The sequence below is a fragment of the Saprospiraceae bacterium genome (genome assembly GCA_016712145.1).
Lineage (GTDB): Bacteria > Bacteroidota > Bacteroidia > Chitinophagales > Saprospiraceae > Vicinibacter.
In genome coordinates, this window is sequence record JADJRO010000001.1 from 2,122,941 (window position 1) to 2,145,402 (window position 22,462).

At 35.0% G+C, this 22,462-nt stretch carries 15 protein-coding genes; 2 read left to right on the forward strand and 13 right to left on the reverse strand.

Annotation, left to right across the window (positions count from 1 at the left end):
* The 13 genes from IPK91_09010 to IPK91_09070 all read right to left on the reverse strand — a co-directional run bounded on the left by IPK91_09010 (position 1) and on the right by IPK91_09070 (position 19,631).
* Positions 1-3,231: a T9SS type A sorting domain-containing protein gene (locus IPK91_09010; protein ID MBK8297398.1), complete on the reverse strand. Its 3,231-nt coding sequence runs from the start codon at positions 3,229-3,231 to the stop codon at positions 1-3.
* A gap of 505 nt (positions 3,232-3,736) precedes the next feature.
* Positions 3,737-4,501, reverse strand: coding sequence for a GLPGLI family protein (locus IPK91_09015; GenBank protein MBK8297399.1), 765 nt, complete (start codon positions 4,499-4,501; stop codon positions 3,737-3,739).
* Positions 4,502-4,519: 18 nt separating this feature from the next.
* The gene (locus IPK91_09020; GenBank protein ID MBK8297400.1) at positions 4,520-7,390 is read right to left on the reverse strand and encodes an outer membrane beta-barrel protein; all 2,871 of its coding nucleotides are present in this window, start codon (positions 7,388-7,390) and stop codon (positions 4,520-4,522) included.
* Between the two features lie 55 nt (positions 7,391-7,445).
* Complete coding sequence (locus tag IPK91_09025) at positions 7,446-8,033, reverse strand: hypothetical protein (GenBank protein ID MBK8297401.1); 588 nt, start codon at positions 8,031-8,033, stop codon at positions 7,446-7,448.
* Positions 8,034-8,100: 67 nt separating this feature from the next.
* The gene (gene pckA / locus IPK91_09030) at positions 8,101-9,720 is read right to left on the reverse strand and encodes a phosphoenolpyruvate carboxykinase (ATP) (protein MBK8297402.1); all 1,620 of its coding nucleotides are present in this window, start codon (positions 9,718-9,720) and stop codon (positions 8,101-8,103) included.
* A 273-nt stretch (positions 9,721-9,993) separates the two neighbouring features.
* The gene (locus IPK91_09035) at positions 9,994-11,136 is read right to left on the reverse strand and encodes a HAMP domain-containing histidine kinase (protein MBK8297403.1); all 1,143 of its coding nucleotides are present in this window, start codon (positions 11,134-11,136) and stop codon (positions 9,994-9,996) included.
* 149 nt (positions 11,137-11,285) lie between these two features.
* Positions 11,286-13,541, reverse strand: a complete 2,256-nt coding sequence (locus IPK91_09040; protein MBK8297404.1) for a UvrD-helicase domain-containing protein — start codon at positions 13,539-13,541, stop codon at positions 11,286-11,288.
* 173 nt (positions 13,542-13,714) lie between these two features.
* Complete coding sequence (locus IPK91_09045; GenBank protein ID MBK8297405.1) at positions 13,715-15,130, reverse strand: tetratricopeptide repeat protein; 1,416 nt, start codon at positions 15,128-15,130, stop codon at positions 13,715-13,717.
* A gap of 232 nt (positions 15,131-15,362) precedes the next feature.
* The gene (locus IPK91_09050) at positions 15,363-16,157 is read right to left on the reverse strand and encodes a DMT family transporter (protein MBK8297406.1); all 795 of its coding nucleotides are present in this window, start codon (positions 16,155-16,157) and stop codon (positions 15,363-15,365) included.
* 130 nt (positions 16,158-16,287) lie between these two features.
* Positions 16,288-17,277 carry an Omp28-related outer membrane protein gene (locus IPK91_09055; protein MBK8297407.1) on the reverse strand — a complete coding sequence of 330 codons (990 nt, stop codon included), beginning with the start codon at positions 17,275-17,277 and terminating at the stop codon, positions 16,288-16,290.
* A 284-nt stretch (positions 17,278-17,561) separates the two neighbouring features.
* Positions 17,562-18,287, reverse strand: coding sequence for a hypothetical protein (locus IPK91_09060; GenBank protein MBK8297408.1), 726 nt, complete (start codon positions 18,285-18,287; stop codon positions 17,562-17,564).
* A gap of 31 nt (positions 18,288-18,318) precedes the next feature.
* Positions 18,319-19,086 carry a UDP-2,3-diacylglucosamine diphosphatase gene (locus tag IPK91_09065; GenBank protein MBK8297409.1) on the reverse strand — a complete coding sequence of 256 codons (768 nt, stop codon included), beginning with the start codon at positions 19,084-19,086 and terminating at the stop codon, positions 18,319-18,321.
* A gap of 8 nt (positions 19,087-19,094) precedes the next feature.
* Positions 19,095-19,631 (reverse strand): 3-hydroxyanthranilate 3,4-dioxygenase, encoded by a 537-nt coding sequence (locus IPK91_09070; protein ID MBK8297410.1) that lies wholly within the window; start codon positions 19,629-19,631, stop codon positions 19,095-19,097.
* Positions 19,632-19,855: 224 nt separating this feature from the next.
* Between IPK91_09070 and IPK91_09075 the strand changes: the two genes are divergently transcribed.
* Positions 19,856-21,604 carry a hypothetical protein gene (locus IPK91_09075; protein MBK8297411.1) on the forward strand — a complete coding sequence of 583 codons (1,749 nt, stop codon included), beginning with the start codon at positions 19,856-19,858 and terminating at the stop codon, positions 21,602-21,604.
* 144 nt (positions 21,605-21,748) lie between these two features.
* Positions 21,749-22,459 (forward strand): YebC/PmpR family DNA-binding transcriptional regulator, encoded by a 711-nt coding sequence (locus IPK91_09080; protein ID MBK8297412.1) that lies wholly within the window; start codon positions 21,749-21,751, stop codon positions 22,457-22,459.
* Positions 22,460-22,462: the final 3 nt, after the last annotated feature.

Genomic DNA, 22,462 nt, shown 5'->3' on the forward strand with positions numbered 1-22,462 from the left:
TTAGATCTTCACAATTTTTTTGTTTAATATTTTGCCGTTATTAAATTTAAATTCCAAAAAATAAATACCAGGATTCAAATCTAAAATAGATATTTCCAAATAATTACTTCTCAACTCATTTTGAATTCTCTGTAAGATTTTCCCTGTTCCATCTTTAAGTATAATTTTTTCAATAACAGCTTCAGCTTTATCTAATTGGACATTAACACTTTTTGAACTTGGATTCGGTTGTACAAAAACTTCAATTTCATCCATCTCCTGAATTTTTTTTGAACCATATTGTTGCATTGCTTGACTACAAATACTATCATCGTTAAATCCAGATTGATTAAACAGTTTTAATATTGCTCTTGCTCTGTAAACCGCATCTCCACCTAATAAAGCACATTGCGATGCAATATCATTTACAATTTGTTGGTCTAATGAATCAATTTCCCAATCATCATCTAGCAACATGTTTAGATAAGTTTCATTAACCAATTGTTGATTTTGTTCGTAAATTGTATCAATTGTAATCTCGGCATTCAATTGAAGAGCCTGGATTAAAATGGTATAAATAGCATTTTGTAATTGCAACTTGAGATAATTTTTAGAAATTTCTAATGTATCAAATTCAGATTGAATTTCGAATATCTCTGCTTGCAACTGCAATTTAACCAAAGAATCTGTTTGGATTAACAGGCTATCCAATAATTCGAATATTTCAACCGAAAAACTGTCAGATACTGCATTGATGGAATCAAGGGCTTGTTGTAAACTGATTGTTATTAAACTTGCTGAATCAATTAGGAGTTCCACATTTTCAAATTGGCCAACACTTGTTTCAGTTTGGCTATTGTAAAAATTTTGATAAACCATCGGTAAATTTGAAAATTCATCTTGTTTGGCAATTTCCCGATATAATTGTCTTTGCGAAGTCCAGATTCTTGAACCGGCATCATTGCCATAGTCAAACCCATTGCTAGCAATAAGATAATCTTCAGATCTTGGGAATATTCGCGGATGATCCGAAGAACCAACACCGTTTGGGCAAGATAATAATGAAGCATTTTGGTTGTCATTTGTAAACCAACCGTCATTTGCCAGCTCTAAAAAATTTATAGGCTTATATTCAGGATGCTGTTGATCTAACGCATTAATTATAAATCTGGACTTATCTCTATCTTGAGAATTTCCATAATGTTTTGCAGCTTTTCCGGCGAAACTTCCGGTCCATTTATTGCCTGTATGTTCCTGAACTCCGATTAATGCACCTCCCAATGGTCCTATATTGGGTATTCCTAAACACAAACCATGGTTTGCATTGTCCATAACATTGCTCCCAAAGAGTGTTCCACTATTTGTGCCTATGTATTGGTAATCATAATACCAATCATCTGCTGCATTGCCCAAACATAAATTGTTTGCAGATTGCGAAACCAACAGTCCCTTATTGGCGCAAACAATAGAGGATGACAAATAATTACATAAAGCATAGGCATCCGATCCTCCAAAAATCCCAATCCCAACATTCTCAATGGCATTGGTACTATTTGAAAACACCGTATTGTATGCAATCGTAGTTCCTTTACTGGCTAAATGTTCGATTCCAATCTTTCCCGGACCCAGGTAGATGTCATTATCTGTTATTATCTTTAAACTGGTACCATTTGTATGGTTTATTTCTATGCCAATAGCATTTGAACCTAATAAACTAATATCATTTTCAGTTACACTTACAGTATTAACCTCGCCGGTCCAACAAAAATTGATGCCTATATTTTCTGCTTCAATATCATTGTGGAAAACCTTAAAGGACCTACCCGGGCTGTAATCAAACTGAATTCCGGTCAAAACATTATACATGTTGCTGTAATTGACTTCACAATTTACACCTTTTGAGTAGATTGCCCAATTGCAATTATCAAATTGGGAATTTTCTACAAGGCTAGTATTTGCATACCCTATAGTATTAATTGCTTTTCCATTCGGGTTACCGTTATCGGGTGTACCATAATCACGAATACCATTAAAGTGACCATCATTTAGTTTTAGGGTTGAATTGTATGTAATGATTCCGTTAAGTAAATTTTCTGCATAAATACTATTTCCACTTATCTGAGATTTTCCTAAATAAACCCCTGCTAAAGTCCTATCAAAAAGTCTTAAACCTAAGCAATTGCTGCAGTTTTCTTTAAATGGCGAGGTATAATTGAAATAAGTTGAATTTAAATTTGCAATCGATTTACTATCTTCTAAATCATTGTAAATACCAATGTAATTATTATTGTAAACGACAGAATGATTAGTATTTACTGTTGCTCTGTTTTTAAGGTAGGTTCCATAAAGGGCATCATTGATATCTGTATTCGTAATATTAAGAATACCAAATTGCTCAACATCAATCATTTTCCACATTTTTCCACATGCATCTATAGTGGTACGCAACAAACTTCCTAAATTTTGATCGTACCATCCAATATTACAAGTGTATCCTGGATTAACTTGAATTGTAGCTCCATCATCCATATATATTTTACCATAAAAACAATAGTTTTTATCAATTATCAATTTACCATGCAAAATAAAATTTTGCTCATTATATTCTGAGCTTGGTCCGCTGACTGTATTACATGCAAGCGATGTAAGCAACAATCGTCCGAGTAAAGGTTGTGCCGGATCATCATGTGTTGCAATGGTTGATAGATAAGTAACTGATGAAGCATTAGTCCCGATTTGGTTCATTAAGGTACTAATGATCCAAGGAGAATCATACTCCAATTTTTGTTCATCTTGGGTACCTGGAAAAATTATAATTCGAATATGTACTCCGCCTTTAAAATTAGCAGTATTTAATTTGACTAATTTTAAACAAAAATATTCAAAGCCATCCGGTGTTTCTATCCAATTTGGATCATAGATAGACAACAAATCATGTTCAGCTTCGTAGATCGAATATCCTGAATTCGGATCCTGACCTACATAATCAAAAACACCCAGGTCTACAACTTCAAATTCAGCTTCATTCACTACCATTTGTATTTTAGTGTTGGTAAGCGTATAATACGGGTTTTCAGTAAAGTTATGAGCTCCAACACATACCGAGATTTCGCTGCATCCCGACAAAGGTGTTTCATTATCAATACTAATTTGAGAATATAAAATGTCAGGGATTTCATAAATCTGTCCAATCGTCTTATTGGTAAACGCACAGAACAATAGAAATGTCAGTAAAAACAGTAAATTTTTCATTGTTTTTAAATTAAAAATGATGTCCTACCTTGTTAAGGAGTGTTCGGATCAAATTTTTCTCCTAAGGTTTTAAGCTCGCTTGCATTTTGAATAGGAATGAGACAGTCCTTACATTGCTTTACTAAGCATGTTCATAGAAATTACATTTGTAAATTCCTAATAAAAATAAGTAAGGCTTATTCTTGAACTCCCAAATTCAGCTAGAAATTAAAGGATCAGATGGGCTTAAATTGTTGTTGTTACCATACGCAAATATTTAGGGTTGATCAATTTTAATAAAAAAATTAATTTGCGTGTTGGATACAAAGATGAGACATCTATTTGTCTTTCACATCAGGGTAAACCCTGAATTTTAAAAATCAGGGTTTACCCTGATTGAACTAAGGGTTTACCCTGAATATTATTACTTAAATAAATATATACTTATTTGTAAATTAAACATAAAACTAAAAACACTTGAAGTTTTCAATCAATTTTTCGAAAGATTTAAATTATCAAAATTTTTTCAATACCTCAAATCCCAATATGGATTTCTACGCCTTTCAATACAGTCAGAAATATATGTTTTAACGATGCTTTGATACTTTTTATAATCAATCGACTTTCCTTTTGAATTAATCGTAGGCCATTGAGTCTTCTTGTTGAGTTTAACTTCCTCTGCCACTATTAAACTGGATTGATCATTAATATCTATTTCAAGTATAAGTCCTGGCAATCCACCAAATTCAGCCGGTCCAGCGGGCACTAATATTTTATCTGTAAACCAGGCAATGATTCGTTGGGACTTGATTGAATCGTAGGTTTCTGCTTTCATACAAACATAGCCACTAACTTCTTTAATTTCATTGTGAATTTTCCATCTTCGCTTAGGAATTTCATCTTTAACAATGTAATTTTTACCAAGCAATCCGATTCGATCCTGCATTTTATTCGAACGAAAATTGCGGTTAATTTCAAAGGTGTTTTTCTTATAACTCCAGATCGATTCCTCGCTTTTATCATCCTGGATATATGAATAAAACGATGCCGAATCATTAAATATCAATCTCATTTTTTCAGAATAGGCCCGGCCCTTTCCCCAACTGTACTGAATCTGGTCTTTTTCCTCTTGACTTAAATAAGGCAAGGCGGTTGCAATTTTTGTCCAATCATTTGTTTGTGAATATTGAACTTCCCCAAAAACAAGCTGTGCCATTAAATGCTCTGTTGTGTGTAAATAAAAGCTACACAAACACAGGACCAGCGTTTTAATCTTTATGTCTCTATACATGCTGATTTATATTTCATTTTAATACATCCATTCATTGGATCGTTTGACGCTTGCTTTAATTCCCTTCATATTATAACTCAGGCTCAACATAAAATAACGGGCCAGTGAATAGGTCCGTGTATCTGATATCTGCGTTCCACTTGCCTGTTGTTGAATTGAAACATTCTTATTCAACAAGTCATAAGCCGATAACCGGAGTTCAAGTCCCTTGTTTTTCAAAAATAATTTATACACAGACGCATTCAGAATGGGAATGTTATAAGCTACATTAAATTGATCATTGTTGTACAATCTGTAATCAAGCGACGCATTACAAAATACACCCCACAATAAACGCGCATTGCCTTGTAAATTATAGGTCTGGCTAAAGATGGTATAATTTTGATCAGATTGAATTGAGTAAGATGTATTGGAATAATTCCACCGGTTTTCTGAGTAAATAGAATAAATTTCATTAGGGGTCCAGGATAAATTTACCCCAAATCCAGTATAATTTCCTTTGGAATTATTTAAAACGCTATTGATGATGCTTTTTGAAAGATTGAAACTGTAATTTAAATTAGTCCGAACAGTCAAACGATTCTTTATAATTGGAAAACTATAGGATAGGTAGCTTCCCATGCGTTGACCGCCTTTGAAATTTACAGCCCGAGAAGTGCTTACTAAAAAACTATCTATGGATTGTTCATTTATATGCTGATTTTCGTAATACGTATAATTCAGGTTTATATTATAATTTGTAAAATTTAGCTGATTATTCGCATTGTAATTTCCAGAAATTTGGTGCAAGACTTCCGGATCCAATTCTGAATTGCCTATTCGAATAAAAAATGGATTGGTATTATCAATGATAGGAGATAAATTTTTAAAACTTGGTTCTTGAACATTTTTAGCATAATTCAGACTCATTCGTTTGTTGGTAGCAAGTTGATAGTTTAATGAAACGGTTTGCAACACATCCAGGTAATCCTTATTAATTTTTGAAAAATTTTGGATGCCCTGCCGAAATTGGCCATTCAAATATATAGATTGAACTGCCAATCCTCCCGATACATTGAAACCAGCTTTTCCAAATTGAAGAGAGGTACCCACTCTACCCATGCGAAACAAATGATCATTATCATAGGTATAGTCTTGATTGGCTACCAGGGTATCAGACACCTTATCAAATACATCTCGTACCAATTGATCATTCCGTTGAATGAAATTTCCTAAAAATTGCAGTGCGAAATTTTTACCCAAAGGTTCTACATACAGGGCACTTGATTTTATAGAACGTATGTTTGTATTAAAATCAATAAACTGATCAAGATTCACAATTGAATCCATGCCTCCGGATCCATAATAATTATTATTGGAGTACAGATCTTCGTCTGTTTCACGATCATTTTCGCTGTATATAAAATTGACACCTAAATTCCGGCGCTTGTTTACAAACTTCTTTTTAAAATAAGCAACTCCCTGCCAGCCCAGATTTTTACGATCTGCGTTTCGATCCAGATTTAGTGAACTGGTTAAACTGCCTTCTTCAGATAAATTTAAGAATTTACCCTGGCTGATTTGATTTGTAAATATTCCATTTCCGCGCAATTTAAACAAAATGGTGTGTAAGGAATCCAGCTCCTTTTCAAAAATCATTTCTGCCCTATGGGATCCGTTTTTTCGTTCCAGATCACTTTGATCATCCGTTGTATAATTTTGATCCGGTAGAAAAAATTGCCGTTTCCGTATTGCTTTTGCAAACAAATTATTCTGTTTATAAGTATAACTTCCTGATATTTTTGTTTTGTTGAAATCGTAGTTGTAATTAAATCCAGCTTGAGAATTTTTTGGAATACCGGCTGCATCATCTCCAAAATAACCCTCTGAGCCTCCAAATTCATCAGAACTTTCATCTGTACCACCAGCATAAAATCTAAATGACTGCGAAAAACTAAAGAGCTCCTCAGCAAAATTCCATTCCCAACTTTGTTGACCTCTAAAATCCTGGTAGTCATTCCAATTCATCCCATTTCTGCCGGTATTATTTTGCACTCCAATTAAACTGAATTGTTCCTTTTTATTAAACTTATTGTAATTACCCTTCATCTCCCATTTTGCTTCCGTTTGACTGGTCCCCGTTTGAAAATCTTCCCGCTGTTCAATACCAAGTCCAGCCAGAATTTTTCCAAAACCACCTTTCTTAAACTCATCTTTTAATTCAAGATTCATGGTCTTTTGGTCTTTATCAATTGACAATCCGGTCAATTTCTCTTGCTCAGATTTTTCATTAAAAACCTGAACTTTTGAAACACTTTCTGCAGGTAAATTTTTAGTAGCCATGCTTGGGTCTTCCCCAAAGAAACGCTTCCCATCTACTGTCAATTTATTTACCGATTGACCTTGGCTGGTAATTGAGCCATCGTTTGCAACTTCGATACCTGGCAATTTTCTCAATAAATCTTCTACGGTAGAACCAATAGGAACTTTAAATGTGCTGGCATCGTATTCAATCGTATCTCCACGCATTTTTAAAGGAGCTTTGGCTTCTTTAATTACGACTTCAAATAAGACTTTATTAATGGGTGTTAAGCGAATTGCACCCAATTCCAATTTAGTTGTCTGCAACGGATCTATGCGTTTCTCAAATGAAAAATAACCGAGATAACTTATTTTAAGTATAATTGGCTTGTCTGTTTTTTCTTTAATATTAAAATTACCTGAATTGTCTGATTGGGTAAAACCGATGTAGGTGCTATCCTGAGCATCCAAAATTAAAATACTTGCATGGCTAAGTGCTTCACCGGAAGAATCCGTCACCATCCCATTAATATGAAGGGTTGTCTGTGCTGTTAAGGAAAAAATAAACAGATAAAATAACGATCCTATTGCGAGTAATTTTTTTTTCATATTAAAAGCGAAGCTAATTTTTAAACAAACCCATGAATTGCACCATTTTTAATTCCTATTGCAAATACCAAAGCTCATTGTTCAAATTTTGGTATGCAATCAAACCCAAATGTTTCTGAAAGTAAAGTTTACTGATATTAATTTGATTGAGTTTTGGATTTTCAACTTCAATCAATACCATTTTATTATTTGCCGAATCAAGCAAGGCTACTTTTGAATATTTCCATGAAAAGACTGTATCTCGATTCACATCTAAATAACCGGTATATTCTTCATCAAATCGATTGCTGGTATTGTTCTGATCACTGTAAACATAAAATTGGACATAATTACTAAAGGAGCGGATTGAAAAGAATCTGTGCTGATCTCTATTTATAAAATCAATCTGATAATATTCACATTCGCCTGTGCATTCTTCACCGGCACAATGAAAAGAATCATGTAATTTTTTCATTTCGATTGTATCCAATTCCTGTTGTGCATTTTTAAATTGGAGCAGACCTAACTGGCTGAGCTCAGTCCAGGATTTGGCTTCAGGGTTAAGGTTCGTGTTGGCTTGAGTACAATTATAACAGGCCTGAATTGTCAATGAAGTCAATCCTAAAAAACAAAGGGTCCGAAACTTTGGAAGTGAAATTTGCATCAATCAACAGCGCCTTAAATTTACTACAACGCAAATTGGTCACACGTAGTATAAAATTGAGGCAGGTCTAATGCTTAACATCAGACAATAATCTTGGTGCCGCTTCAAGCATTTCTGCGCTGGCTTTTGCTTTATACTTTTCAAAATTATTGATAAACAATTCTGCCAGTTGATTCGCTTTCTGATCATAGGCATTTTTATCTGCCCAGGTGTTTTTTGGATTTAGGATTTCCGCTGGGACTCCTTCACAAGAAGTTGGATATTCTAAGCCAAAAAGTTCGTGTTTCTCATAGCCAGCTTGATTAAGACTTCCATTCATCACTGCTGTAATCAATGCACGGGTATAAGCTAATTTAATGCGGCTTCCCGTTCCATAAGGTCCACCTGTCCAGCCGGTATTTACCAACCAGATCTTAGGTTGATATTTGTCAATTCGTTTTCCAAGCATTGCAGCATAAAATGTTGGGTGCAATGGCAGAAACGGGGCGCCAAAGCAATTGGAAAATGTCGCTTTTGGCTCTGTAATACCAGCTTCTGTACCAGCAACTTTAGCGGTATAACCGGATATAAAATGATACATTGCCTGACCTGTTGTCAGCTTGCTAATGGGTGGTAAAATTCCGTATGCATCACAGGTAAGAAAAAAGATATTGTTGGGATGGCCTCCTTTGGATGGCAATTTGGCATTACGTATATGATGGATCGGATAGGATACGCGGGTATTTTCAGTGATCGTAGAATTCGAAAAATCCGGGACATTTCCTCCAGGATAAAACTCAATATTTTCCAGAATTGCACCCGGTTTAATGGCTCGAAAGATATCTGGCTCTTTTTCTTCAGTTAAATCGATGCACTTTGCATAACAACCTCCTTCAAAATTAAAAATACCTTCATCAGACCAACCGTGTTCATCATCTCCAATCAAAGCGCGGTTGGGATCAGCGGATAAGGTCGTTTTCCCAGTACCTGATAATCCAAAGAAAATGGCAGTATCTCCATTTTTACCAATATTTGCAGAACAGTGCATCGAAAGTACTTCTTGCTGATACGGTAAAATAAAATTGAGAATGGTAAATATCGATTTTTTAATTTCACCGGTATAAGCAGATCCCCCAATTAAAATCCGTTTTGATTTAAAGTCTATGATAGAAAAATTATGTTGACGAGTACCATCAACTGCAGGATCTGCATAAAATCCAGGAGCGCAATAAATACACCAATCTGGCAAGAATTCGTCCTGCTCGTTTTCTTTTAAACGAATAAACATATTCCCGGCAAATTGGGCGCTCCAGGGATACTCAGCAAATACCCGTACGCTGATTCGATATCGTGTATCGGCACATGCAAATGCATCCTGGACAAATACATCTTTGCCTTCAAAATAGGCTGCAACCTTTTTTAAAAGTGCATCAAATTTTTCCTGTGAAAAAGATTTATTAAATTTATTCCAATCAACTGCATCGTGGGTCAGCTCATTGTCAACAGTAAATTTATCTTCCGGGCTTCGGCCAGTAAATTCTCCGGTACGAATGCAAAGTGCACCTGAATTACTAAGAGTTCCCTGTTGACGTTTTAAAGACTCAGCGACAAGTTCTTCTGCTGATAAATTACAATATTGATTGGTTGTGTTTTTTATTCCAAAGCTTTCAATTGTAGATCGTGGTGAAATTCTCCCATAAAAACCCATACATCCGAATTTTATACCGCTTGATTAATGCCTGCAAAGGTAGTATCAAAATGCATAGAAGCTGGTAGCAATTAACGATTCATTAATCGGGAATTTTAAAATAATTTCTTACATGAAAATCTAAAAATTACACCAGGTTTGATTTACCCTACAAAGAAGCCATGGTTTGATTTAACTAACTGAGATACAATGACATATTGTAATATAAGCTATACGTTCCCAAATTAAGTTTGTCAAAAAGTCTTGAAAATCTAGAATATTGGCATTCAAAAATTAAGTCGTTCGGGGCAATTGAATAGAAATTGTGGTTCCTTTACCGATCTCAGAGTTTTTGACATAAATCTTTCCCTGATGATAATTCTCAATAATTCGCCGGGCTAATGAAAGTCCAAGTCCCCATCCACGGGTTTTAGTGGTAAATCCAGGTTTGAAAATCGTTTTCCACTGTGAATTTGGAATCCCTTTGCCTGAATCTTTAATATTAAGATAAATCCAATGAGAATCCTCCATTAATTCAAACTGTATGAGTCCTTTATGGTCCATTGCATCCAATGAATTCCGTAACAAATTTTCAATAACCCATGAAAATAAATTGACATTAATAGATGCTGATAAACTCGAACGATCCTGGTTCAAAATTTCAAAATGAATACTTTTAGAAGCCCTGGCTGCTATATAGTTTTTGCAAGATTCCAAAACAGGAAACAGATTCGTTAATATCAATTCAGGCTTCGATCCAATTTTAGAAAATCGGTCAGCAACTTGTTGAAGTTTTTGAATATCGTATTCCATTTCATTAATGACCTGCTCTTGTTCTATAGAACTTAAATTATTGGTTCGTAAATGTTCAATCCATCCCATCATTCCTGATATTGGTGTTCCCAATTGATGCGCCGTTTCTTTTGCCATTCCTACCCAAATTCTATTCTGCTCTTCTTTTCGTGAAGCATTAAATACAGCATAACCGATACCGGCATATAATAATAAAAGGAATAACTGTACCAATGGAAAATAACTCAGCCAGGTTAGAATTTTAGGGTACCTGTAATAGATCGTATAATCATCGCTTATTACTGGTGGAGGACCTTTGGATTTCAACTCATTTAATAAGGAAAGGGTATCGGTATTTGCTGGAAAATTATAAAACTCAATTTCATTGTTTCTGTTTATTGAAACAACCTGAAGATCCATAATGCTTTTAGTAAGGATATCCAACTCATAACTCATATCCTCATTTAAATTGCTGGTATTGGTGATTTCAACCAAAGTGGTTTCAAATAATTTTACTTTACTGAGTTCAAGTGCTGATAGTTTTTTAGCCAGATAATTAGAATAGAAAAGTGGCAGGATCATAAAAACCAATCCCAAACCGAAAAGAATGATTTTCCACCTGCTGGTATTTGCGTACAGATTCATGAAGCGATTAAACGAATAAACCTTAAAATAATTGCTTGTTGCATGAAATTTAAAGATACAGGTTTTTTAATCTTTGCCTTCCAATTCTTTTATTTTACTTATTTTTAAAGGAAGACAAATCATTGTATAAATTTCCAATGGCTTGGGATTTATTTTATAATTTGCAATTTGGCAAATTTCAGTATGATTTTTCGTTGCGGATTGTCAATTTCTGAAAACAGAATGGTTGCAACTTTATTATCTTTATTCCCTTCAATGGCAATTACTTTACCTCTTCCAAATTTTTGATGAATTACCATCATCCCAGTTTGAATTAAGTCGGATGCACTTGGACTAAAATTTTGAATCTGTTCTTGTGTAAATTTTGGTTTGGACAAAGACCACTTTTGTTTTGTTGCTTTTGCATCATCTGTCAAATCAAAAACAGCATTGCGTATGGATTTATCCATTTCCATTCGTTCTGGATCAATTTCTTCAACAAACCGACTGGCTTCACACATTCTTAGATTTCCAAAAACATAACGCGTATTTGCATAGGACAATGCAAGATGTTGTTTAGCCCGAGTAATTGCTACATAAAACAATCTACGTTCTTCATCCAACTGATCGGGGTCTTTTTGAACCATGTAACTTGGAAATAAATTTTCCTCCAGACCCGCTACGATTACTGCATTAAATTCAAGGCCTTTCGCAGAATGCACCGACATTAAATGCACATAATCGGACTCGGGATCCGCTTCATCCAATTCGGTAATTAAAGATATAGAATGTAAATAAGCAGCTAATGAGCGGTCTGATGATTCATTTTCATCAAACTCATCTTGTTCGGTAAATGATTTAATACCATCTAATAATGACATGACGTTTTCCAAACGCTGAATGCCTTCATTGGTCATATCTTGTTTTAATTCTGTAGATAATCCCGAAAGCTTAAAAGCATAATTTGCTGTATTGTATGCATCTGATTTTGCAGCAAATTGTCTCACTTCTTCTATCTGCAATTTAAACTGCTTGATGCTCTGAGATGTTCGTGGACTTAAATCAAAATGATTGGTTGCCTCCCATAATGAGCAGTCATTGGCTGCAGCGAAGGCAATAAATTTATCAACTGTAGAATCTCCAATTCCCCGCTTGGGATAATTTATTATACGTTTAAATGCTTCATTGTCTTTTAAATTAATAATCAATCGAAGGTAGGCCAGAAAATCTTTAATTTCTTTTCGCTGATAAAAGGACATCCCTCCAAAAACTTTATAGGGAATGTTAAGTCTACGCAATTGCTCTTCAAATATTCTGGATTGTGCATTGGTTCTATACAATATGGCTATCTCCCGATTCTTTAAATGGTATCGATTTTTTAATTCAACGATATAATCTGCTACTTTTCGTCCTTCTTCTACATCTGTAGCACATTTCAATAATTTTATCTTGTGACCTGTATCTTTTTCGGTCCAGATTTCCTTCTTTATTTGACGGACGTTATAATTAATTACATCATTTGCTGCTTTTACAATATGGGGTGTACTTCTGTAATTTTGTTCGAGTTTAAACATTTTGGCATCCGGAAAATCTTGTTCAAAATCCAGAATATTTTTAATGGTTGCCCCTCGAAATGCATAAATACTTTGTGCATCATCTCCGACAATACAAATATTTCGAGGGCTCCCAGGATACAAGACCAATTTCTTTATAATAGCATATTGCAGGTAATTTGTATCCTGAAACTCATCGACTAAAACATACCGAAATTGTTTCCTGTATTTTTCAAGGACCTGATCTGGATTTTCTTGAAACAATCGAAACAATTGCAAGAGTAAATCATCAAAATCCATTGCACCTGCTTTGATACAATTTTGGGTATATTTTCTATAGATCTTGTATGTTTCAGGCATTCCATTTTCCGAATCTTGCTCAAGTAAGATAGAATCCTTCTCATACATTATCGGAGTAATGAGATTTGATTTTGCTGAAGATATTCTGGATCGAACAGAATTTACATTATAAGATTTTGTATTAAGATTTAATTCTTTAATGATTTCATTTAAAAGACTTTTGCTGTCTTCGGTATCATAAATAGAGAAAGAAGGTGGATATCCGATTTTAGTTGCTTCTACCCGAAGGATTCTGGCGAAAATACTGTGAAACGTTCCACTCCAAACTTTACGGACTTCAGGGCCTACCAATTGACTGATTCGCTCTGTCATTTCACGGGCGGCTTTATTGGTAAACGTCAAGGATAATATTTGGTAAGGCTTGATCCCACTTTCTATTAAATAGGCGAGACGAAAAGTCAGCACCCTTGTTTTGCCGGATCCTGGTCCAGCTATAACCATCACAGGACCATCGGTAATGGTCACCGCATCCCGCTGGACATCATTGAGATCTGTTAAAAATGTACTTGCCATAAGGGTGAGAGAACTAAATTTGTTTGGTCCAGCTTCTTTTCAGGAATTTAGATTAAATATAATCAGGCTGTACTGGAATTTAAATTACAAAAATAAACTGTACTGTTTATAAACTTAAATTCTTTGAACCAAATTCCTTTAAGAATTTGGCCTACTGTTAGAATAATGAAAATTTAGTTCTTGTTTTCCTCCAATGAAAAATATCGAATCATGCTGATGACCTCACGATCCTCTTTTAATTCAGGAATCAGATTAAACAACAAGGTATGTTCGCTGGAGTTTTCCAACAATGCTTCTTCAAGAGTTGCTAAACCATTTTCTCTGGAATCGGTCAATAAATAGAAGGCAGTCCGGCAATACAATAAATCAGCACCAAAACTATATTTATCAGCCCGCAATAATGTTTTTTCAGCCTTTTCAAATAATTTATTTTTCAATAAAAAGCTAATAAACAAACACCAATAACGACTTTGTTCGAGGCCACAATTAGCTGATTTTCTATAATGGGTTTCTGATTTGCGGAGATTGCCGATTTTCTCGTAAGCCAAAGCGATCCCGGCATGGAATTCTTCCCGTTGATCATCCAGGTCTATAGCTTCCAAATAAGTTTTTATTGCCTTTTTCCAGCTTTCCTCAGCCATATAGCATTCTCCCAAATAGTAGAAAATTTCTTCATTATATGGATCGTGATAGATCGCTTTTTGTAATTTTAATTTTGCTTCCTTGTGGCGATTCAATTTAATCAGGCATTCAGCGATATAAACGATGAGCTCGGCATCAGGTCCAAACATTTCATTGGCTTCCTGATAGCATCGCAACGCTTTTTCGTACATATTGACTTGCAGACACAATTCTGCACAATCCAGGTAGCCCTGTTCGAAATGGCTGTTGATCAGAAATGAATATTCCAGTGCTTCAACTGCTTTTTCGTATTCGCCCAAACAAGAATAGGCATGACCTAAATTATACCAGGCCAAATAAGAATATGGATTTTTATCAATGATCTCCTGATGCAGTTTTACACTTTCATCATATTTTTTAGAAAACTCAACACTGACCCATATTTGTTCAAGGGCTTCGTGATTGTTAGGATTCAAGGTTAATGCTTCCTTGAGCGTGTCGAACATTTTATTAAAGTCTTTCATTGTTTCGTAGATAAAGGCTTCCACTAATAATAATTCAGTCAAATCGGATTTTGAGAATGTGCATTTCAAATCGTAAATAATTTTGATGCTTTCATCAAACTGTTGGGATAGTGCAAATGCTTTTGCTTTCAACAATGAAATTTCATGGTCAAAAGGAGAGAATGCATAGGCCTGATCTAATACCGAAATTGCTGCTTGTGGTTTTTGCAACGAAAGCAATAATTTAGCTTTTATCAAGAAGAAATCTGGCTTGTATTGATAGAGTCTCAGGGCGAGACCAGTGACTTCCAGCGCTTTATCGAGCTGGCATTGTTTTTCATAATGTTGGATCAATCTAATATACGATTTTTCCTCCCAGTGATCCTTGTGCAGGATTTGGCCTTGTTCTTCAAATTCTGTGATAAGTTTTGAGAGAATATGATCCGGCTTCGTTCTTTTCGGCATACCTTCCTCAGGGGATTATTAAATGCGTGGTAAAAGTAAAACAAATATCCAGAAATGCTGCTGATGACGCTGCTTTTTTAAATTACCACGAACGTATTAGCATTTCTTTACATCTTAATAAAAATAAGATTTACAACTCATTACACTTAGCACACTTTATAAATGTGATTTATACCATTTCGTAACTGCCTAATTTTCATTGCATAGCACGCAGGTAGATTTTTTTCAACATTTAGCTAATTTTTTTTCTGGAACTGAGGTACAAGCCCGTAAAAATGAGGGATCCGGATAGAAAATGCTGCCACTCGAGTACATCCTTTTTTAATAAAATCGCAATGATACTTGCTAAAAGAGGTTGTAAATAAATATAATTGCTTACCAACTCCGCTTCGCTGTGTTGCAGTGCATATGAATTTAATGCATATGCAATAAAGCTGGTGGCAATTAATACAAAAGCAAATGCCAGCCAATGATATACGCTAAAACTATAAAAGGATACTTCCATTGATTCACCAATTCCAAAAATAAATACCGGTATAAATGCCAAACCAAAGGTCCATCGCATGGTTTGAAATGCACCGTATTTTGAAATCAGTTCCGGCACTCTGATTAAATAATATGCATATAAACTGGCATTTAATAAGACCATAATATCGCCCAATCCACTTGAAATATTTTTAGACGAACCCAATTGATGCAGAATCAGATAACTAGCACCCGTAAATCCAAGCAAGCAACCAATCCATTGCAATGTAGTCAAAACAGAACCACTAAGCATTTTAATCAACAAAACTAAAATAGGTGTGCAGACCATAATCAATGCTGCATTAAGTGGTGAACTTAAGTGCAAGCCATTAAAGAATAAGAGCTGATTTCCTGCAACTCCACAAATGGAGCAAATGATCAAAAGTTTTAAATCGCTTTTCTCAATTTTCTTAGATGGAGGGGTGAAAATCCAAAATAAAACAAAAGCACTGATCACCCTAAATAAAATAAAAGCATTTGGACCAACAAGGCCCGGATCCATCAAAAATTTGGCAATGCTGAAATTAGCACCATAGATCAGGGCTACAAAAAATAAAGCCAGATGGCTGCGAACTTTATTCGATTGGATGGGAATAAATAAAAAATAAACTGTGAAAAATTAATCTTGCATTTTAATCCTTAAGCCATTTTTTAGTAACCAGTTTTTTTCCGGTTTGGATTTTAACAAAGTAAATTCCACGATTCCAGTCACTTACAGAAAGATGCACTTGATTTTGTCCATTCTTTAATTGAGAAGCATATATTTCTTTCCCAAAAAGATTGCTGATAATCAGTTTGCTATCTGTACTTAAAGATTGCTTAAATTGAATATTCAGTTGTTCTTTAACCGGATTGGGATAAATACTGAATTGATCTACTGTAATTTCATGGGTTGCTGTGAGGCCATCAAATTTAGTCCCGCTATTTAAAACCTCTTTACTGCTGACATCCTGTATCCAGGCCAACATATAGATCTGATTTTCAACCCAGGATGGTTGAATTGAAATTGTGAAATTTTTAGTCACCGAAGAGCCCGTTGCTGCCAGATTAATATCGTCACCATTTACAGAACTTACAAAATCCCGAAATACATTGTAATGAATTTTTTCTCCATTTGGTGAAGCATAATTCAATTCTTTTTCAAGTGCTACGACAACCAACTTATAGGTTCCGGCAGGACGAGTTCCAATGGTTTTAACTTCGACACTAACAGATCTATTTTGAGTCCCGGTTTCTACAACCTTTATTTCCAATGGGGAGGTCTTGTTGAGTTCTGCATCTAATACAGAATTCGTAACGCCGTTGGCAGACTTTGAACTTAGTCCATGAATAACGACTGTAGGGGTCCCTTGAATTCCATAAAAATTACTTCTGGCTGAATTATCTGCTGTATTCGCCTGGTAAAGTAAACATTGAGAATACGGTATTGGAGGATGCACGGTCATATGATGGTATTCATTCTTATAGGCCTGTAAGCGACTGAAAAAACCAGGATTCTGACTGGCACATACCCCACAGCGTGAATTGGTAAAATGCTCAAGAAAAATATAGCGTTTGGCCTGTGCCTGAGCGCCTCCAAAAAACAACATGAATGTGAATAAAATGAGTAAAATACGCTGCATAGAATCGAATTTAGGTTTAAATATACATATAGAACGTTAGCAGGATGGAAATGTTGACCGTTTAAGGGCTTTAAAATATCCCAAAATCCTAGATACACTAGCCGTGTAGTATGGAATTCGTGCTTTTATTTGTGAAATATGCCTATTAATCGATTAATTAAGCTTTGATTTAATGAATCAATCTGATCAAACATTCCTTCAAAGCCAAGTTTATAAAGGCAGATTCGATGCTACCTTAGCATTCATTAAGAAAATCTTGAATTTATTTAAATCTGAATAAATAATTACAACTCGAAAACTCTTAAATTAATTCCATCTAAAATCACTGCATATTTGGAATTAACAGCAAAGGAAATTGCAGGTTCTGTAAAGGAATAAATCAAGTTTTCTTTCAAACTTACAGTTTCTATTTGAAGTAGTTTAGTGCCTTCGATACCATAGAGGTAATTTCCAACTACAGATACCGAACCCATCGCGTTATATTTCCAGGATTTGTCTTCAAATAATTGTTGAGTGAATCGGGTAACTCCAATGCCGGGTTGAAATAAATAGATAAACCCATTACTCTGGATTAATTTTGGAAGTCCGGTATGGTCATTGCTTACTGTTTGTATTATAAGTGCAGATTGAACTTCTGTCCCATCCAGGTAGTTTTTAAGTTTCAGAATTTTATTTGAATAAATTGCAATTTGATCTGTTGAATAATAACATACAGCAGCTTGCTCATTGAGATCTGGTTCTTCATATGAACCAATTTCATTCAACTGAGCATCCAACATTCGGATTTTATAATCTCCCGGATAAAACATGAGAATTTTAAAAGGGTCCGACACATCTAAATGAGCCTGATCCCAACCCTGCTTAAAGCTGGTCTTGCTTACTAAGTTCAATGAGATATCATATTTAGAAATTGAATGCTCCGTTTTATTCAACAAATAGATTTGATTTAAATGATCCAGGTACACTGTATTTGCTTCGACTTTTTGCTCCATGACGAGTTTCTGACCCACTCCTAGAATTTGAATCAGAAAAACAAGTAAATTAATAAGTTGAAATCGAAGCATTCGGATTCTTATAAAATTGTAATGTTAATTCACCCTCCTTCATAACTGCAAAGGATTGAAAAGTGAGCCAGTCACCCAAATTTATATAATGGCTTTTACCATTTTTTAATTTATAATCAATCGGTAAATGCCGATGACCAAATATTAAATAATCATAATCCTTGGTAAGCAATTGGGTTTCAGCATACTGAATCAACCACTCCTTATCGGGACCTAAAAATTCCTGAATGGCATCTTGAGACTCGCGACTTTTCGAACTAAAAAAATTGGCCATTGCAATTCCAACATCTGGATGAATCCATCGGAATAAATATTGGGCTGCTTTGTTAGAAAAGACTTTTTTTATCATTTTGTAACCATGATCCCCTGGTCCCAATCCATCTCCATGACCAATCAACAATTTTTTACCTTGAATCACAGTTTCAATGGGTTCATGATAGATTGGAATATCTAATTCCTTCTGTAAATAATCAAACATCCACAAATCATGATTTCCAGTAAAATAAAAAATTGGAATTCCGCTATCTCTCAACGCTGCCAACTTACCTAAAATTCTAATAAACCCACGGGGAATCACTTTTTTATAATCAAACCAAAAATCAAATACATCCCCAACCAGATACAAAGCCGTCATATCTGATTTACAGGAATCCAACCAGTTCACTAAAAGTTTTTCACGACTTACAGAATCCAGTTTGGCCGGAGTTCCCAAATGAAAATCAGAAGCAAAATAAACAGCGCTCAAAAATTAGATTATGATGGATCAACAAAACGTGGATCTGCTTCCATGATTTGCCCACAATTAGGACATGTTCTCATTTTTTCAGAATTATAATAGTCTTTAAACCTTGGTATAAAGTCTTTTTCAATATTGGTTAAAGGGAAATAGGTATCGTGTAATTTTGTATTGCAATTTTCACAAAACCACATGAGCCCGTCTTGCTCTCCTTGTTTGCGTTTGGCCTCAATCACCAATCCGATCGTGCCTGCAGGTCGCATCGGCGAATGCGGTGTTTTAGCTGGTAACAAAAAGATTTCTCCTTCCTTAATGGGTATGTCAACCGCTTTCCCGTCTTCTTGGATCCTGACATTGATATCCCCTTCCAGCTGAAAATACCATTCTTCAGTTTCATTGAAATGATAATCTTTACGTGCGTTAGGACCTGCGACGACCATTACAATAAAATCCTCAGCATCCTGATATAAATTTCGGTTTCCTACAGGCGGTTTCAACTCCGACCGATGTTCTTCAACCCATTTTTGTATATTAAAAGGCTTGCGTACCGCCATATTCAAATTTTTGCTAAAGGTAGTACATTCATATTTGCCTTACAAGCAGGATTTTTAATTTGGTGGAATTCTCAAACCGGATTGATTTCTAGTTTATGGAGCCTTGCTATGAAATGGTTTTAATAATAAATACCTTTGTAGGGTGGTTAACTTATAAATAAACCACTTATCTATTTACTAGATTCAATCGCACGCATTTTTTCTTATTTAATAAATTGAATACTTTGACTATTACATTCGCTCGCTTCATTGTGTTACTATTCATTTTTCAATTAAATGAGCATGCGCTTTTAGGACAATCATTTCTTACTCCTTTTGAAAAAAACAATCAACAAACTTGTACATATTCAGAATGCATTGCGTTTTATAAACAACTTGCAAAGTCCAGCAGTTTAATAAAAGTAGTAGAATCAGGTTCATCAGATGTATCTTTTCCAATTCACACGATTCTTATAAGCGGAAATAAAGATTTTACCCCAAATCGTGTCCGAAAATCAGGAAAAGTCATCTTGCTATTTAACAACGGCATTCACCCGGGAGAGCCTGATGGCATTGATGCGGCCATGCTTTTTGCCAGAGAACTAATAACAGATATTCGTTATACTGAACTCCTCAAAAAAATTGTACTTGTAATCATTCCAATTTATAATGTTGGGGGCAGTCTTTTGCGAAACAGTACAACCCGTGCCAATCAAAATGGACCGGAAACCTATGGATTTAGAGGTAACAGACAAAATCTGGATTTGAATCGTGATTTTATAAAATGTGATTCAAAAAATGCGGAGACTTTTACAAAAATATTTCACTATTGGCAACCCGATATTTTTTTAGATAGCCACACAACCGATGGAGCTGACTATCCTTATGCAATGACTTTAATAAGCAGTCAAAGACAAAAGATGCAGACAGATCTGGGTAAGTTTATGCATGAGAAATTTTTGCCAGCATTTGTCCAACAAATGTTGGAAAATGGCTTAGAAACATCCCCGTACGTACTTGCTGATGATGATCCGGCAGATGGAATCTATGACTTTTTAGATAGCCCTCGGTTTTCAAGTGGATATGTAAATTTATTTAATACACTTTCATTTGTAAGCGAATCACATATGTTAAAGTCACACGCAGTACGGGTTAAATCACACCTAATCCTAATGCAGAGTTTGGCATGCATTGCAGGGTCATTAAAAAATGAACTTCATCAAACACGTGCTTTAGCAAATGCTCGTTTTAAAAAAATGAAAACGCTTCCAATTGATTGGGAAATCCAAACCGATCGTTTTGATAGTTTGCTCTTCAAAGGATATACTCAAGAAAAAATAATAAGTCAGGTAACGGGATTGAATCGAATCATATACAACAAAGAAAAACCCTATATAAAAAAAATTCCCTATTACAATTATTGCAGGGTGACCCGTGAGGTTCAAAAACCTGACTTTTACGTAATACCTGCTTCCTACGATTTAGTTTTAGACCGTTTAAAATGGAATGGAGTAAAAATGCGGCGTTTGACAAAAGATACCCTGATAACGGGTGTTTATTATCGAATTACAGATTTTAAATCACCTGGAGTTCCTTATGAAAATCATTTTTTACACAGTAGTATCCAGTTGGATACCCTTCATTTGAAAAAAATCTATTACAAAGGAGATTATATCATTCCAACGGATCAGATAGCAGTTCGATATTTAGTAGAAACCCTTGAACCTGAAGCACCAGATTCTTTTTTTGCATGGAATTTTTTTGATGGCATCTTACAACGAAAGGAATATTTTTCAGACTATTTATTTGAAGATACAGCTCATCACTTATTGACAGCAGATCCTGTGCTTAAAATGGAATTTGAAAGAAAGAAAGCAACTGATCCGGAGTTTGCAAAAAACGCAGGAACCATGCTTTCCTATTTGTACAGTAAATCAGCTTTCAGTGAGCCAAATTTTAAAATATACCCCATTGCCCGATGTTTTACCAATTGATAAGATGCTGATAATTTCATTTATCTATTTGTTTATAGTTCCTCATTAGAATTAGCGAACTCCCTTAATTAATAACAAATTAGTCTGCTAATGACTATTAAATTGAAGTTCGAAGCCTATCTTTGCAAATTAATTTAAATAGGTATGGGTCGTATTTTTGAAGTTCGAAAACATAAGATGTTTGCTCGCTATGCTAAAATGAGTAAACAATTTGCCAGAGTCAGCAAAGAAGTATTTATGGCGGTAAAAGCAAATGGGCCTAATCCAGATAATAACTCCAGATTACGGGCTGCTTTGCAAAATGCCCGTTCCTTTAATATGCCTAAAGATCGGGTTGAGGCTGCAATTAAAAAAGCCACTTCAAAAGATGAAAAGGACCTGGAACTGTTGACATATGAAGGATATGGTCCTTATGGCATTGCGGTCTTGGTTGAAACCGCTACAGACAATCCAACCCGTACCGTTGCAAATATCCGCTCCTATTTCAATAAATACGGTGGAAGCCTAGGAACTATGGGCTCGGTTGATTATTTATTTGAGCACAAGTGTAATTTTAGAATAAAAAAAGCCGAAGGCATCGAACCTGAAGAATTGGAACTCGAATTAATTGATGCGGGATGTGAAGAATTGTCTGTTGATGGAGATGAAATTATAATTTATGGACCATTCGACAGTTTTGGCAGCCTTCAAAATTATTTTGAAACTCATAATATTGAAATAATTGCTTCTGGTTTTGACCGAATTCCAACAGCTACAAAAAAACTTTCTCCTGAACAGGAAGAGGATTTAAATAAGTTGTTGGATAAAATAGAAGAAGATGAAGATGTTCAGAATGTTTACAGTACAGTAGAATAAATA